This window comes from Bacillus sp. GB_SG_008, from assembly GCF_052038115.1.
GTDB lineage: Bacteria > Bacillota > Bacilli > Bacillales > Bacillaceae_G > Bacillus_A > Bacillus_A rhizoplanae.
In genome coordinates this window covers 541,439-556,683 of sequence record NZ_JBPZSK010000003.1, presented here as the reverse complement: position 1 = coordinate 556,683, position 15,245 = coordinate 541,439, and the positions used below count along the sequence as shown (strand labels likewise).

The following is a 15,245-nucleotide window of genomic DNA, read 5'->3' as shown; positions in this document are numbered from 1 at the left end:
AAGCACGGAGAATGCTGTATACCGAAATGGTTACATAACATATGTTTTATCATTATTCAAATGGTTACTGTGGAATGTGCGGGGCACAAACTTGGATGGAAAAGTAATAAAGTGGGGGATCTTACTGCCCGCGAATAGCGGGATAAATAGAAATGATTCATGTAAAGTTCATGAATCATTTTTATTTTAGATAAAAATAACAAACGTTAACTACTTTATGTACGGGAAAACTAATCTTAATTTGCATAATACAGACTGAATATAAAGTGAAACTTCCATCAGTGGGGGTCTTACTGCCCGTTAGTGCGGGATAAACCGTTGATTCTCCATTCAAGTCTCTAAAATGGATGGGGAAACAAAGGGAAATTAGATAAATGAAGAGGTGGATGCTAAAAATGTGTTCTCAATCTAACACGCCATTGTTTACTGCACTTGTAGAACATGCAGAAAAAGAACCAATTCAATTCCATATTCCTGGTCATAAAAAAGGAAAAGGTATGGATCCTGAATTTAGAGAGTTTATTGGTGAAAACGCACTTGCGATAGATTTAATCAACATCGCTCCCTTAGATGATTTACATCAGCCAAAAGGAATCATCAAACAAGCGCAAGATCTGGCAGCTACAGCATTTGGTGCTGATCATACCTTCTTTTCTGTTCAAGGGACGAGCGGTGTGATTATGACAATGGTGATGAGTGTTTGCGGACCTGGTGATAAAATTCTTGTACCGCGCAATGTACACAAATCCATTATGAGCGGGATTATCTTCTCAGGTGCAATACCTATTTTCATCCATCCGGAGGTTGATCCGAATCTCGGTATTTCACACGGCATTACACCTGAATCCGTAGAAAAAGCGTTAGTACAGTATCCAGATGCCAAAGCTGTGCTTGTGATTAATCCTACCTATTTTGGGATCTCTGGCGACTTGAAAAAAATTGTGGACATCGCTCATGCACGTGATATTCCGGTTTTAGTAGACGAAGCACATGGGGCTCACATTCATTTTCATGATGAGCTGCCTCTTTCTGCTATGCAAGCAGGTGCTGATATGGCAGCGACAAGTGTGCATAAACTAGGGAGTTCACTGACGCAAAGTTCCATTTTAAATGTGCAAGGAAGTCGTGTTTCACCGAAGCATGTACAAACGATTTTAAGTATGTTAACAACGACATCCACTTCTTATATCTTGCTTGCTTCTTTGGATGTGGCAAGAAAACGATTAGCGACTGAGGGACAAGCTTTATTGGAACGTACGATTCGTTTAGCAGAGCAAACACGTGCCGAAATAAATGAAATTGACTATTTGTACTGCGCTGGTCGTGAAATTTTAGGAACGAACGCTGCGGTTGCTATGGATCCAACAAAACTTTTGATTTCGGTAAAAGAGCTTGGCATTACTGGGTACGATGTAGAAAAGTGGCTCCGTGAAAAATTTAATATTGAAGTCGAGCTTTCGGACCTATATAACATTCTTTGTATCATTACACCTGGTGATACCGATGAGGACCTAGCAAAACTTGTACATGCATTGAAAGAACTGTCGGCCACATTTCAAGATCAGGCTGATTTCAATATAAATGCTTCTGTGTTATTGCCGGACATTCCGGTGCTGGCGTTAACGCCGCGTGATGCCTTTTATGCCGAAACGGAAATGATCCCATTTGAAGAATCGGTTGGAAGAATCATCGCTGAATTTGTCATGGTGTATCCACCAGGCATTCCTATTTTCATTCCTGGCGAGATTATTACGGAAGAAAACCTTATATATACAAGAAAGAATAAAGAAGCAGGTCTTCCTGTACAAGGTGCCGAGGATTATGAGATGAAATCGTTACGTGTCATAAAAGAACATCGTCCTATAAAATAAGTGTGAGCGGCATTGTCCTATCTAGAATAGTTACACAAGGAGATTTTTAATAAAGTCAATGCAGGTTGAAGGCGTCCTAGTAAAGTACTAAGACGTCTTTTTGTTTTTTAGAATGTGAAATTCAAGTATAGTGCCTATGTAAATATGTATGTAGACAGAAGGAATGTAGTTTGATAAAATGAAGAAGAACAAGTGTTCCCGTCAGCTGAATACACATATTTTTCTTACAAAATACACATCGTATACATAACTTTTATGTATATTATGAAGAAAATTTACTGTATATTTCTTTCTTGTTCTATTGTATAATGATTATAGAAGTTACTTATTTAAAGTAATTGTTTTTTTAGAAAGGTTCGCTTGCAAGTTTTGAAATTCCTTATTTTTAGACAAGTAGTCATAAGCGATACAAAATTTGTTTGAACATAATTATGAAAATGTGAAATAGTACAGAATGTGTACTTTTTTAAGGAGAGTGAGTAATGTATGGTAACACTATATAGTTCTCCAAGTTGTACGTCTTGTAGAAAAGCGAAATTATGGTTAGAGGAAAACCATATTCCTTATACAGAACGTAATATTTTCTCTGATCCATTATCGATTGAGGAAATTAAAGAGATTTTACGTATGACAGAAAGTGGAACAGATGAAATTATTTCAACTCGTTCTAAAGTGTTTCAGGAATTGAATATTAATTTAGAATCTTTACCTCTTCAAGATTTATATAAGCTTATTCGTGATTACCCAGGTATTCTTCGTCGTCCTATTATGATTGATGAAAAACGCCTACAAGTTGGTTATAACGAAGATGAAATTCGCCGCTTTTTACCACGTACAGTGAGAACATTTCAATTACGCGAAGCGCAACGTCTTGTAAATTAATATAATATGAAAAGGAGCTGATTCCCAATTCTGCTTTAGCGGAATGTGGGCCATTAGCTCCTTTTTTTGTACGAATAAAATATGTCGTATTTTGCTAAAAGGAGATAACATTTACATAATTCTTGTTATCGAAAGTTATGCTTCCAGTCTTTTTTCTAAAAAATGTTGGCGGAATCCTTTTGGGTAATCCTCAATGAGACCAAATTCTTTATAGCCATGTTTTTTGTAAAATTCAGGAGCTTGGAAACTGAAAGTATCAAGTATAATAAGTCTACATTTCTTCTCTTTTGCAACCTCTTCCATTTTATGTAGTAACTTAGTTCCGTATCCTTTATGGCGTAATTGATTATCTACCCATAGATAATCAATATGCATGTGACGCCAAAAGATGGTTCCTGTTATACCACCTATTATGTTTCCTTCTTCGTCTCTTACCACAAGGCTTACATTCTCAGAAGGAGATTTTACTTCATCTGGTAGTTGTGAAGTATTATATTCTATAACCTTCTGTCTAATGTAATTACTATCTTCTTGGTTCCATTGTCGGATTATTTGCATGAAAATTCCCCTTTTTCTTTTTTAAAAGCTTTATGCAAGAATGTATACATACCGATTTTATGAAGTGTGCTTTCTCAGAATGGTCCTTATTGCCCATATAAAAATCGTATATTTACTATTTAGTCTAATATTTTATTTTAATAAAAATTTTCTTCATGAAAGAAACTGAGTCATCAGTCTAAATCTTTATTTTACTAAAGTAGAAAAATAAGAATAGGGAAATCTAATTAGACCAACGATGCTCAGTCAAAAACATTTTCATAACAGGACACCAGGCGTCTGAGTAGTTGAACTTTATGTATTTCGCAGCTTTACTTGGTTTACAAGAATTCCAACGAGTAATACTGTAATCGTGAAGAGAACGGGAATACTTGCTGTGAAAAATGGATTCTTCTCGAAAAATGATGTGAAAAATTTTTCATGTGCTACCATATTACCCGCTGTGTAAGCTAAGATAGCAGCACCAATATAAACGAGAAGAGGAAATCTTTCCATGCATAATAAAATGAGTTTACTTCCCCAAATGATAATAGGAATAGAAATGAGTAATCCGATAATAACTAATGCAATATTTCCATGTGCAGCCCCGGCGATTGCAAGTACATTATCGAATCCCATAACAAGGTCTGCGAAAACGATTGTTCGTACGGCTTGAAATAAGGTTGTCTTTGCCTTAATACTAGAAAGATCATGATTGTTATCTGTGAGCAGATTGATTGCGATGAGAGTAAGTAAAATTCCGCCAGTTAATTGTAAAAATGGAATGTTAAGCAAATAAACGGCAAGTACTGTGAGGAAGATACGTAGTATGATGGCTAAACCAGTTCCTAAAACAATCGCTTTATTTCGCTCTGTTTCTGGTAAATTGCGACTTGCGAGTGCGATGACAATCGCGTTGTCACCGCCTAGTACAATGTCGATACCAACGATTATAAGGATGGATGAGAGAAAGTCTAAATCCATTCAGTTTGCCTCCGTTTGTTCAGTCCTAATAGACAGAAACACGGCCTATTAGAATCAGATTTGTTTTAGTTAGAATCACTATGTAAGAAAAGGATTGTGATTAATATGAACGGTAAATGTATTGTAAATTAGAGAAGAAGGAATGTCTTTTTTAGTTTGTTTCGTTTACATCATATGCAGGAAAAAAGAATATAGGACAATCATTTACATGAATAACATGTCCAATGCCTTTCTTGAAATATGGAGGAGTCATTATTTCGTCAAGAAGCGTACTTTATCAAATGAAAAATTAGGTAAATGACTGTTTTTTTTAAAAATATGGTGATTTTATTTCCATTCTGGAGCATCTTATCATAAAATGAGAGTACAAGATTCTAACTTTTTTTGTAATATGATTGGGGAATCCCTTCATAACCATTCCAAATAGGAAGGGAGAGGTGCATTTTGGATATTGAAAGAGTTAATGATCATACGATGAAATTTTATATCTCGTACATTGATATAGAAGACCGCGGATTTAACCGTGAAGAGATTTGGTATAACCGCGATAAAAGTGAACAGCTATTTTGGGAAATGATGGATGAAGCGCGTGACCATGACGACTTTTTTATTGATGGACCGCTTTGGATTCAAGTTCAAGCACTTGAAAAAGGAATTGAAGTACTTGTGACGAAAGCGCAGCTTTCGAAAGACGGGCAAAAATTAGAATTACCAATTGGCCTCGATAAAATTATCGATATTCCCCTTGATGAGCGAATTGAATCGTTATTTGAACAGGAAATAGAAGAAGAAACCGGAGCGATTTTTAATGAAGATGGTATATTCGGTTTTTTAATTAAATTCGACGATTTTGAGCATGTTATTTCATTAAGTCATCGACTTATATTTGAAGAGATAAAAGATGAATTATATTCATTTGAAGACCGCTATTATCTATATGTCGAATTTGATGAGGTAGTGCACGATGAAGAGGAGATTGACCGTATTTTAAGTGTAATATTAGAATATGGAGAAGAATCCGCTTTAACGATTCATCGCGTTTATGAATACGGAAAGCAAATTGTTTCTGAAAATGCACTTGAAACAATTCGTAATCATTTTTCTCCTGGAATGTAGGCCGATTTCTTTATATTGAAATCGGCTTTTTAAATGTATATATGAAAAGTGTAGGTAAGGGGGCAGAAATGAAAAATACATTGAAGCTATTTTTCTTTTTGATTGGTTTATTGGTTGTGTTTATTTCGTTACGTCTGTTTATTGATGTAACATTTTATTCAGATGTAATTGGGATTAAAGATATTTCATTTTTGGGAATTTTAAGTACTCTATTTACGATATCAGCATTTCTAATTGGATCTGTGATTTTTTTAGAAAATCGTAATCCCTCGAAAACATTAACTTGGTTAATTGTGCTTGGGATTTTTCCAGTAGTAGGTTTTTTTGCATATCTTCTATTTGGACAAAATTTTCGGAGAAAACGAATGTTTCAAAAGAAGGCGCTTTTAGATGAGCAGGCGTTTTTACAATATAAAGGGCATGAGTATTATCATGACCGTATATTGAAAAAACATGAACATCAAGAATTGTTGTTTCGGCTAGCAGACCGTCTTGGGGCATTAAATATTTCTTTTCATACGGAAACGAGAGTATTAACAAATGGGAAAGAGACATTTCAAGCAATTTTAGATGGATTGAAAAAGGCCAAGCATCATATCCATATGGAATATTACATTGTGCGTGATGATAAAATTGGTACAAAAATTAAAGACATTCTCATCCAAAAAGCAAAAGAAGGCGTGACAGTTCGATTTTTATACGATGCAGTAGGGAGCTTTAAACTGTCAAAGACATATATTGAGGAATTAAATAATGCAGGTGTTGAGATGGTGCCGTTTTTTCCTGTTCGCTTTCCTATTTTAAATGACAAAATTAACTATCGAAATCACCGGAAAATTGTTGTCATTGATGGAAATGAAGGCTTCGTTGGCGGTTTAAACATTGGAGATGAATATTTAGGGGAAAATAAATATTTTGGGTTTTGGCGAGATACTCATTTATATTTACGAGGTGAAGCGGTACAAAGTTTGCAGCTTATCTTTTTACAAGATTGGTTTTACATGACAGGTGAAGCAATATTAACATCAGACTATTTACAAGTCGATATCGTAGAGGGAGATGAACAGGGGGGCGTGCAGCTCGTTGCGGGCGGACCTGATAGTAAATGGGAAACGATTAAGCATTTATATTTTGCGATGATTGCTTCAGCAAGGAAATCAATTTGGATTGCGACGCCATATTTTATTCCAGATGATGATATTTTATCAGCATTAAAAGTAGCGGCCTTAGCAGGTATTGATGTTCGCTTGTTAATGCCGAGCAAACCGGATAAGAGGACTGTATTTTATGCGTCTCGTTCTTATTTTCCAGAATTATTAGAGGCAGGCGTAAAAATATATGAATATGAAAAAGGTTTTTTACACAGCAAGGTTGTGATTGTTGATTCTGATTTGGCATCAATTGGAACAGCAAATATGGATATGAGAAGTTTTCATTTGAATTTTGAGGTGAATGCCTTTTTATATGATACAAACAGTATTCGCAAGCTTGTGGCAGATTTTGAAGAAGATTTGCAGGTATCAAATGAAATTTATGTTGATCGCTTTAAGAACCGCCACCTTGTGATGCGGATTGTGGAATCGACATATCGGTTATTGTCTCCTTTACTCTAAAGACTCATGGAAATGAGTCTTTTTTCATTACAGCAGGAATTCGCTCGTCATTGTAGAATAGTCCATACGGAAGAAAGGAAGTGATTTGATGTTTGTTGCAAAGAAAGAAAATGGGGAAGAAATTCATCTTCTTCATGGATGGAAGGAAAAACAGCTCGCTATGTTACGGAAGAACGAGCGCTTTTTCTGTCCCATTTGTCACTTAGAAGTACAGCTAAAACTGGGAAAACAAAAACAGTGGCATTTCGCTCATAAAAAATCACATAGCTGTAAAATCGAGCTTGAAAATGAATCGGCGTACCACTTACGGGGAAAAGAGCAGTTATACAGATGGCTTCAGTCACAAGGCTGTTCCATAAAAATGGAGCATTACATACTAGCCATCCAGCAGCGGCCGGATTTGTTTGTAACAATTGGTAATCGACAAATCGCTATTGAATATCAATGTGCAACTTTATCAGCAGAGCAGTTGTTAAAACGAACGGAAGGGTATTGGAAAGAAGGGATTCAAATATTATGGATCTTGGGAGGAAATCAGTTAAAACGTCATGCAACATATTGGATGTCGCTTTCTTCTTTTCATTCCTGCTGTGTGCAATATCATTCAAGCCCTTATCTCCTTTATTTTTGTCCTGATGCAAAAGCTTTTTTTAAATGCAATCTTCTTTTACCTTTTTCCTCGTCTATCGTTTTTTCACATGCAATTTATTTTCCGCTTCATACGACTACATTAACAACTCTTCTTACAACATCACCTATATCAATCCAATGTTTAGAAAAAGAGTGGATGAATAAAAAACAGCGCCTCCGTGCAAATGGTATTCATATGTGGAAGCGAAGTGAGCGCTCCTTTTTAGAGCTTCTTTATCATCATCATATATCCCCATCTTGTTTTCCTGCTGAAATTGGTGTCCCTTTACCATCGCTCCTAGCATTTCGTACTCATTCTTTCATATGGCAAGCTTACATTTTAATTGAGCTGCTAGGCAAATTTACGGTAGGAGAATATTTTTCGTTGCATACCATTTTTCATTATGTTGAGAGGCATAGAGCGATTCATAGACGGTTACTACCGTATTTTCCGCAAGTATTTTGGCAACAGGCAGTGAGAGAATATATGCAGTTTTTATGTTTGATTGGAAAGATTGAGCAAGTTGATGTTTACAAATATCGAAAAGTACGATGTTTTTTTGTGCCAAAAACAGAAAAAGAGATACAGAAGTTTGATCGCTTATTTTTAGCAGAGGCCCTTATGCTTGTGGAAGCAAAGTATAACATGAGTCAAGAGAAAACGGATATAATAAAAAAGTACCCAGAAGGAATTGTATAAGAAGAATCGAATTGTACTAGGAGATATGAATAAGGAGGGTTTACACATGGCTGAACAAAAAAAAGTAAGAGCACTGCCAGCACGTAGTGAAGTTGAAGTAGAAAACACGTGGCGCTTAGAAGATATTTTCCAAACGGATGCAGAGTGGGAAACGGAATTTCAAGCGGTGAAAGAGTTACTACCAAAACTTACGGAATTTAAAGGAAAGCTTGGAGAATCGGCAAATGCGTTGTTAGAAACGCTGCAGTATGAAGATGAAGTATCGATGCGTCTTGGTAAATTGTATACATACGCACATATGCGCTACGACCAAGATACAACAAATTCATCTTATCAAGCGTTAAATGACCGTGCAACAAGCTTATATTCACAAGTATCAAGTAGTATGGCGTACATTGTGCCGGAAATTTTAACGATTTCAGAAGAGACATTGCGCTCATTTTTACAAGAAAATAAAGAGTTAAAAGTATATGAGCATGCATTAGAGGAAATTACACGTCAGCGTCCTCACGTATTATCAGAAGCGGAAGAAGCGTTATTAGCTCAGGCTTCTGAAGTTATGGGCGCATCTAGTAATACATTTGGTATATTAAATAATGCCGACTTGAAGTTTCCATCTATTCAAGATGAAAATGGGGAAGAGGTAGAAGTGACTCATGGACGCTACATTCAATTTTTAGAAAGTGATGATCCTCGTGTTCGCCATGATGCCTTTCATGCTGTATATGAAACGTATGGAAAATATAAGAATACATTTGCAAGCACATTAAATGGTGCAATTAAACGAAATAATTTTTATGGGAATGTTCGTAAGTATGATTCTGCTCGCCAAGCTGCACTGAGCAATAATAATATTCCTGAGTCTGTTTATGATCAGCTTGTGGAAACAGTAAATGAAAACTTACATTTATTACATCGTTACATCGATATCCGTAAACGAGCACTTGGATTAGAAGAATTGCACATGTACGATTTATATACGCCGCTCGTACCGGAAGTGAAAATGAACGTAACATATAAAGAAGCGCAAGATATGTTATTACAATCATTAAATGTACTTGGGGAAGAGTATGTTGATATTTTAAAAGAAGCTTACGAAAATCGCTGGGTAGATGTATATGAAAATAAAGGGAAGCGAAGCGGTGCTTATTCATCTGGTGCTTATGGAACAAATCCATACGTTTTAATGAACTGGCATGATAATGTAAATAATTTATTTACGCTTGCTCACGAATTTGGTCATTCTGTGCATAGTTACTATACAAGAAAAACACAGCCTTATGTGTACGGTGACTATTCAATTTTCGTTGCGGAGGTAGCGTCTACATGTAATGAAGCACTTCTAAATGATTATTTATTAAAAACGACAGATGATAAGAAGAAGCGTCTATACTTATTAAATCATTATTTAGAAGGTTTCCGAGGTACAGTATTCCGTCAAACAATGTTTGCTGAGTTTGAACACGTTATTCATCAAAAAGTGCAAGAAGGTCATGCAGTAACACCAGATATGTTAACGGAAATTTACTATGAGCTAAATAAAAAGTATTTCGGTGATAGTTTAGTCATCGATAAAGAAATTGGTTTAGAGTGGTCTCGTATTCCGCATTTCTACTACAATTATTATGTATATCAATATGCAACAGGCTTTAGTGCAGCAACTGCTCTATCAAAGCAAATTTTAGAAGAAGGTCAGCCAGCAGTAGAACGTTACATTAATGAGTTCTTGAAAGCGGGAAGCTCTGACTATCCGATTGAAGTATTGAAAAAAGCTGGTGTTGATATGACGTCATCAGAACCTGTAAAAGAAGCAATGCAAGTATTTGAAGAGAAATTAAATGAATTAGAAGCACTTCTATTTGAAGAGAAGTAGAAGAAAAACGAGAGTCGTATGACTCTCGTTTTTGTTTAAAATCCTTTAAATCGCTTTTGGTTATTGAAGTATGATACAACCAATACGATTGCTCCAAATAAAAGGGGAAGTGATAAAATTAGTGGGAATACTTGTAACAATGATAGGACGTATAAACAAAAGAAGAGGAAAACGATACAAATAAATAATAAAAGATAGGATTTTTTCATTGGAAACCCTCCTATAAAGTGAAACTTTAATCAGTGGGGGGATTCTTCATCCCTCACTGATTATTAGTTGAACCAATCGGGCGCATGCCAGCGGTTATCCCCCACCTATCTTCTTCGAGTTCCTCACAATCTTGAGGTGGAGGTCTTACTGCCCGCGAATAGCGGGACAAATACTCCTTATATACTATATTCCGAAATGAAAACGTTTAGAATGTGACAGAAATGTGAAATTCGACAAAAAGGGTTGTCATCTGACGTCGAATCTTGTAATATAATAAACGTGAACGAATTCACATACAAACATATACCCCTTTGTTTGAACGTGAAATTTCTCCCATCCCCTTTAATATTTTTATAAGCCGTAAAGAAAACGACCTGGTGTTTTACACCAGGTCGTTTTCTTTTGTAATCCATTTCCAATAACGCTCTCGTTTTGTATCAACCATGCGTACTTTTCTTTTCAGTAGCAATTTTTTCATTTCTCGTTCTATTTCAGTTTGAGAGTAATTATAAATAAAGGCAATTTCTTTTGTTGACATAAACTGAACTTGCTCTAGTAATACTTCTAAAGAAGGAAGTGGTTGTGGTTCAATTTCTTCTTTTACAATTTCTTTTAATACTTGTACATATACATCGTAAGAATAAATACCAGCAATTTTAATTCCTTCTTCATTAGAATTAGCATGAAAGAAAACGAGAGAAGGGATTTCTGTAATGTGCATTTCATTTGTAAATTTCAAATCACATTGAAATGCTTTTGCGGCACTGACAGAATGTAAATCCTGTTTAAATTCTTCAATATCAATTCCGCTTTGTTTCGCGCATATAAGCAGCATATCTATATCTGGCTTTGATATATTTTCAAGCAAAATGGATTCTTGAAGTTTTCGTAAAAATTTCGAACCTGCTTTTCGACCTTGTAATTCTGCCGCCTTTATGGCAAGTGAAGTTATATACGGAGTTGATGAAGCCCCATGCGTATATACTTTTCCGTCGCAAGAAAATCCGTGTAAACTTGTTGTTTTTTCCCACACAAATCGAATATTAGCAGGTTTATTCCATTTGTGTGATGGGGAGATGGCCCCTTCTACCTTACCGGTAACAATGTGACGGAGTGAAAAATATTTTCCATATTCGAGCCATAGTTTAATCATCAATGGCTCGATGTCCCAACAATCTTTGCAAAGTGGATCAATAAATAAATATGCTTCTACAGACTTAGGCTCACATTTGGAAGGCGAGATTGATGCAATATGTTTTGCTTCCTGTTTTTCCATTAAGCTTCACCTGTTTCGGGAGTATTGACCATGTGCTGCGCCGTTAACGTCAAACGCTCAAATACAAAATCACGAATCGGTCCGTGTACATCGGTATCATCCATCGCTTGTTCCATACACGAGAGCCAAGCTTTTGCGCGTTTCGGTGTAATTTCGAACGGCAGATGACGAGCACGTAACATTGGGTGACCATGCTCTTCTGTATAAAGATTTGGTCCTCCTAAATATTGTGTTAAAAATTGTTTTTGCTTCCTAGCAGTTTCTGTTAAATCGTCTGGGAAGATGGGAGATAAGTCAGGGTGTTTACTGACATAGGAATAAAATGTATCGACTAATTTTGCAATGCCTTGTTCACCGCCAATTGCTTCAAATGGTGTCGTTGGTTGCTTGTTCATCCTTGTAACTCCTTTTTCCATCAAATGTATATCTATCCCGCTACTTGTAGGCAGTAAGACCTCCACCTCAATTTCATGAGAAATCATTCAAAGGAGATAGGGGCTAACTGCTGACCTGTGCCCGATTGGTTCAACTAACCTTCTAGGGAAAAGCATTCTAGAAGGAAGTTTCACTTTACCCCGCTCTAACGGGCGGTACCTTCATGTATTTCACGGTGTAAAACCGCCCATAAGAGCCCGATTAGTTCAACTAACCTTTCATGAAAAAAGCGTTCATGAAAGGAAGTTTCACTTTATTGTAGCAACGGATTGTCACGAAGAGCAAATAAATAGCTCTTAATCAACCCTTTGCTAGTTTATTGTTCTTTTTGGCCCTTGGCAAGAAAAAAGCGTTGCACTTTGTTTTTTGTATGTCTGATAGGAATATTATGTTCTTTTAATAAAAAAGCAAATGCTGCTTGTCCAGCCTGTTCATCGCTTACTTCGTATTCAAGCTCATAATCATCATGTTCGTAATAAAAACTATGATCGAATACGAGGGTACCGCCTTCAAATGTTGTTTCTGCTCGCTCTGTTGTTAAGCTTCCCATGTATTGTAATGAAGAAACAGGAATTTGTAGGGTTTCTAATTGCTTGGAAACAGCTCCCTTGATTAACTTATTTGTTTCAATCATTATTTTAGCTTCTTCTTCTGTTAAGGTTTGATGCGTCTCTAACAATCCAACCTCTGCCGGTTGTTTTAGTGTTAGTGTATAAGTATTATTTTTACAACGAATACGAAGTGCAGAGCCAGCATTTTTTAATGAAAATGTAGGCGTTTCGAAATAGTGATTTACTTGTTTTGCGAATGTTGTAATAGCAAATGCCTGACATAAAGAATGGAATTCCTCTTTTGTGACCATGTTTTTAAATTCGATTTCAATTTCTTGTTGCATATGCGCTCTCCTTTTGTGAAATATCTGGTACTCATTATCGCTTTTTCCTAAATTTCATTCAATGTTTTATTTGTTTCGTTGTATGTTATGTTACAATAAAAGTGTTGATTATGACAGGAAGTATGATATGGAGGAGTTAAAGTATGCAAAATAAAATTCAAGTTAAGAGCGTAGAAAAAAGAGAAGATGCTCTTATTTTTTGTGCGGAAAATACAGAGCTACGTGTAGATGGTTTAAAGGCACGTAGTCACGTACTTGTAGATTCAGACAATTTATCATTTTTATATATTTTAGAGAATGAAACCTCTTTTATTTACGTGAGTATCCCGCATACGTGCTGGGAAGATTTAAAAAATGCAATGAAGAACGATGAAACAATGTTTGTTCGTATTCATGACGTTGAAATCGAGTTAGAACAAATGAAAGAAGAATTGGAATATTTAATTGAAAATATCGAAGGAAATGCGAATTACGGTGAGGAACTCGTAAATGCAGTAGAAAAAGTGTTTCTGTAAAGTGAAACTTCTGTCAGTGGAGGCATTATCGTACTGACGGTTAGTTGAACCAATCGGGCTCATATGGGCAGTTTTGCATCGTGAAACACCTAAAGATACTGCCCATTAGAGCGGGATAGAAGAAACTGATTTGTTTTGGTGGTGGTTACATTGGATCGAAATTGGGAAGAATTTTTAGCTCCCTATCATCAAGCTGTAGGAGAGTTGAAAGTAAAATTAAAAGGAATGCGTTCTCAGTTTGAAATGTTGGCTGAACATTCGCCCATTGAGTTTGTAACAGGTAGAGTCAAATCCGTCGCAAGTATTATTGATAAAGCAGCAAAACGCAATATTCCACTCGATCGTTTGCAGGAAGAAATGCAAGATATTGCTGGGCTTCGCATGATGTGTCAATTTGTTGATGATATTAAGCCAGTTGTAGAATTTTTACGAAAACGTAACGATTTTGAAATTGTGGAAGAACGCGATTATGTGACGCAAAAGAAGGAAAGTGGCTATCGTTCCTATCACGTTGTCATTAGTTATCCTGTGCAAACGATTCGTGGGGAGAAAAAAGTGTTAGTTGAAATTCAAATTCGAACGTTAGCAATGAATTTTTGGGCAACAATCGAGCATTCTTTAAATTATAAATATCGTGGGCGCTTTCCAGAAGATATTAAAGTGCGTTTGCAGCGCGCAGCTGAAGCAGCTTATCTATTAGACGAAGAAATGTCTTCGATTCGTCTTGAAATCAAAGAGGCACAAAAGATTTTTTCGCGCAAGCAAGAGGCGAAAGAAACAGAATAATAATCTAAAGGGTGTTGGGCGATGAAATTTGCAATTATGTCAAAGGGAGATCAATCATCAAATGAGCTTACAAGTACGATGACAGAGTACTTATGCAATTTTGAATTTACAATGGATGAAATAGAGCCAGATATTGTAATTTCTGTTGGAGGAGATGGAACACTGCTGCATGCGTTTCATCGCTATCAGAATCGGTTAGACAAAACAGCGTTTGTCGGTGTGCATACCGGGCATTTAGGATTTTATGCAGATTGGTTACCAACAGAAGTTGAGAAGCTTGTCATTGCGATTGCGAAAACGCCTTTTCAAGTTGTTGAATATCCATTATTAGAGGTCATTATTCGTTACATGAATGGAAGTAAAGAATCACAATTTTTAGCGCTAAATGAAGCGACGGTAAAAAGCAACGAAGGAACGCTTGTTATGGATGTAGAAATTCGCGGTGAATACTTTGAAACATTTCGCGGTGACGGCCTTTGTATTTCAACACCTTCTGGGAGTACCGCGTATAATAAAGCACTGGGCGGAGCGATTATTCATCCATCCTTGGAAGCCATTCAAATTACAGAAATGGCGTCTATTAACAATCGAGTTTTTCGTACAGTTGGATCTCCGCTCGTATTACCGAAGCATCATACGTGTGTGTTAAAACCAGCTACTGGAATGAACTTGCAAATTACAATTGATCATTTGACGATGGATCATCAAGATGTTAAATCGATTCAATACCGGGTGGCAAATCAAAGGGTTCGATTTGTGCGGTTTCGTCCATTTCCATTTTGGAAACGAGTGCGTGATTCCTTTGTGGCAGATCAGTAAAGCTCAACTAACTAGCAGCGGACGTTTTTCCCGTTGCTAGTTAGTTGAGCCAATCGGGCTCAGGATACATTGGGAACACTTAAAGAACATTGGTAGAGAGGAA

The 15,245-nt window shown here is 36.4% G+C and carries 15 protein-coding genes; 9 read left to right on the top strand and 6 right to left on the bottom strand.

Annotated features, from left to right (window positions below; translation table 11 throughout):
• Positions 1-395 precede the first annotated feature (395 nt).
• Together ACTDJC_RS10535 and spx are read left to right on the top strand one after the other, a co-directional pair.
• Complete coding sequence (locus tag ACTDJC_RS10535) at positions 396-1,871, top strand: aminotransferase class I/II-fold pyridoxal phosphate-dependent enzyme (RefSeq protein ID WP_440603332.1); 1,476 nt, start codon at positions 396-398, stop codon at positions 1,869-1,871.
• A gap of 486 nt (positions 1,872-2,357) precedes the next feature.
• Positions 2,358-2,753 carry a transcriptional regulator Spx gene (gene spx, locus ACTDJC_RS10530; protein ID WP_230574977.1) on the top strand — a complete coding sequence of 132 codons (396 nt, stop codon included), beginning with the start codon at positions 2,358-2,360 and terminating at the stop codon, positions 2,751-2,753.
• Positions 2,754-2,888: 135 nt separating this feature from the next.
• Here the strand turns inward: spx and ACTDJC_RS10525 are convergent, their stop codons facing one another.
• Positions 2,889-3,311 carry a GNAT family N-acetyltransferase gene (locus ACTDJC_RS10525; RefSeq protein WP_098306202.1) on the bottom strand — a complete coding sequence of 141 codons (423 nt, stop codon included), beginning with the start codon at positions 3,309-3,311 and terminating at the stop codon, positions 2,889-2,891.
• 294 nt (positions 3,312-3,605) lie between these two features.
• Positions 3,606-4,274 (bottom strand): TerC family protein, encoded by a 669-nt coding sequence (locus ACTDJC_RS10520; RefSeq protein ID WP_098306204.1) that lies wholly within the window; start codon positions 4,272-4,274, stop codon positions 3,606-3,608.
• Positions 4,275-4,718: 444 nt separating this feature from the next.
• Between ACTDJC_RS10520 and mecA the strand changes: the two genes are divergently transcribed.
• The 4 genes from mecA to pepF all read left to right on the top strand — a co-directional run bounded on the left by mecA (position 4,719) and on the right by pepF (position 10,206).
• Positions 4,719-5,390, top strand: coding sequence for an adaptor protein MecA (gene mecA, locus ACTDJC_RS10515; RefSeq protein ID WP_440603331.1), 672 nt, complete (start codon positions 4,719-4,721; stop codon positions 5,388-5,390).
• Between the two features lie 68 nt (positions 5,391-5,458).
• Complete coding sequence (cls, locus tag ACTDJC_RS10510) at positions 5,459-7,003, top strand: cardiolipin synthase (protein ID WP_429717192.1); 1,545 nt, start codon at positions 5,459-5,461, stop codon at positions 7,001-7,003.
• A gap of 88 nt (positions 7,004-7,091) precedes the next feature.
• Complete coding sequence (locus ACTDJC_RS10505; protein WP_440603330.1) at positions 7,092-8,333, top strand: competence protein CoiA; 1,242 nt, start codon at positions 7,092-7,094, stop codon at positions 8,331-8,333.
• 46 nt (positions 8,334-8,379) lie between these two features.
• Positions 8,380-10,206, top strand: coding sequence for an oligoendopeptidase F (pepF, locus tag ACTDJC_RS10500; RefSeq protein WP_098306212.1), 1,827 nt, complete (start codon positions 8,380-8,382; stop codon positions 10,204-10,206).
• Between the two features lie 35 nt (positions 10,207-10,241).
• Here pepF and ACTDJC_RS10495 read toward each other — a convergent pair whose 3' ends face one another.
• From ACTDJC_RS10495 to ACTDJC_RS10480, 4 genes are all read right to left on the bottom strand, one after another.
• Positions 10,242-10,415, bottom strand: a complete 174-nt coding sequence (locus ACTDJC_RS10495) for a hypothetical protein (RefSeq protein ID WP_253628948.1) — start codon at positions 10,413-10,415, stop codon at positions 10,242-10,244.
• Positions 10,416-10,798: 383 nt separating this feature from the next.
• Entirely contained in the window at positions 10,799-11,692 is an 894-nt protein-coding gene (locus tag ACTDJC_RS10490; protein WP_429708388.1) for a ClpXP adapter SpxH family protein, read from the bottom strand.
• Entirely contained in the window at positions 11,692-12,087 is a 396-nt protein-coding gene (locus ACTDJC_RS10485) for a globin domain-containing protein (protein ID WP_429708390.1), read from the bottom strand. The genes ACTDJC_RS10490 and ACTDJC_RS10485 overlap by 1 nt, the downstream gene beginning before the upstream one ends.
• Before the next feature lie 356 nt (positions 12,088-12,443).
• Entirely contained in the window at positions 12,444-13,022 is a 579-nt protein-coding gene (locus ACTDJC_RS10480; RefSeq protein WP_253628951.1) for a CYTH domain-containing protein, read from the bottom strand.
• Positions 13,023-13,165: 143 nt separating this feature from the next.
• Between ACTDJC_RS10480 and ACTDJC_RS10475 the strand changes: the two genes are divergently transcribed.
• From ACTDJC_RS10475 to ACTDJC_RS10465, 3 genes are all read left to right on the top strand, one after another.
• The gene (locus ACTDJC_RS10475) at positions 13,166-13,537 is read left to right on the top strand and encodes a hypothetical protein (RefSeq protein ID WP_098306222.1); all 372 of its coding nucleotides are present in this window, start codon (positions 13,166-13,168) and stop codon (positions 13,535-13,537) included.
• A 150-nt stretch (positions 13,538-13,687) separates the two neighbouring features.
• Positions 13,688-14,323 (top strand): GTP pyrophosphokinase, encoded by a 636-nt coding sequence (locus ACTDJC_RS10470; RefSeq protein ID WP_098306224.1) that lies wholly within the window; start codon positions 13,688-13,690, stop codon positions 14,321-14,323.
• 21 nt (positions 14,324-14,344) lie between these two features.
• Positions 14,345-15,142 carry an NAD kinase gene (locus ACTDJC_RS10465; RefSeq protein WP_098306225.1) on the top strand — a complete coding sequence of 266 codons (798 nt, stop codon included), beginning with the start codon at positions 14,345-14,347 and terminating at the stop codon, positions 15,140-15,142.
• Positions 15,143-15,245: the final 103 nt, after the last annotated feature.

Excerpts from the sequence above, each read along its gene's own strand:
- ACTDJC_RS10535 (WP_440603332.1), top strand. The coding sequence starts at position 396 with ATGTGTTCTCAATCTAACACGCCATTGTTTACTGCACTTGTAGAACAT.
- spx (WP_230574977.1), top strand. The coding sequence starts at position 2,358 with ATGGTAACACTATATAGTTCTCCAAGTTGTACGTCTTGTAGAAAAGCG.
- ACTDJC_RS10525 (WP_098306202.1), bottom strand. The coding sequence starts at position 3,311 with ATGCAAATAATCCGACAATGGAACCAAGAAGATAGTAATTACATTAGA.
- ACTDJC_RS10520 (WP_098306204.1), bottom strand. The coding sequence starts at position 4,274 with ATGGATTTAGACTTTCTCTCATCCATCCTTATAATCGTTGGTATCGAC.
- cls (WP_429717192.1), top strand. The coding sequence starts at position 5,459 with ATGAAAAATACATTGAAGCTATTTTTCTTTTTGATTGGTTTATTGGTT.
- ACTDJC_RS10505 (WP_440603330.1), top strand. The coding sequence starts at position 7,092 with ATGTTTGTTGCAAAGAAAGAAAATGGGGAAGAAATTCATCTTCTTCAT.
- pepF (WP_098306212.1), top strand. The coding sequence starts at position 8,380 with ATGGCTGAACAAAAAAAAGTAAGAGCACTGCCAGCACGTAGTGAAGTT.
- ACTDJC_RS10495 (WP_253628948.1), bottom strand. The coding sequence starts at position 10,415 with ATGAAAAAATCCTATCTTTTATTATTTATTTGTATCGTTTTCCTCTTC.
- ACTDJC_RS10490 (WP_429708388.1), bottom strand. The coding sequence starts at position 11,692 with ATGGAAAAACAGGAAGCAAAACATATTGCATCAATCTCGCCTTCCAAA.
- ACTDJC_RS10485 (WP_429708390.1), bottom strand. The coding sequence starts at position 12,087 with ATGAACAAGCAACCAACGACACCATTTGAAGCAATTGGCGGTGAACAA.
- ACTDJC_RS10480 (WP_253628951.1), bottom strand. The coding sequence starts at position 13,022 with ATGCAACAAGAAATTGAAATCGAATTTAAAAACATGGTCACAAAAGAG.
- ACTDJC_RS10475 (WP_098306222.1), top strand. The coding sequence starts at position 13,166 with ATGCAAAATAAAATTCAAGTTAAGAGCGTAGAAAAAAGAGAAGATGCT.
- ACTDJC_RS10465 (WP_098306225.1), top strand. The coding sequence starts at position 14,345 with ATGAAATTTGCAATTATGTCAAAGGGAGATCAATCATCAAATGAGCTT.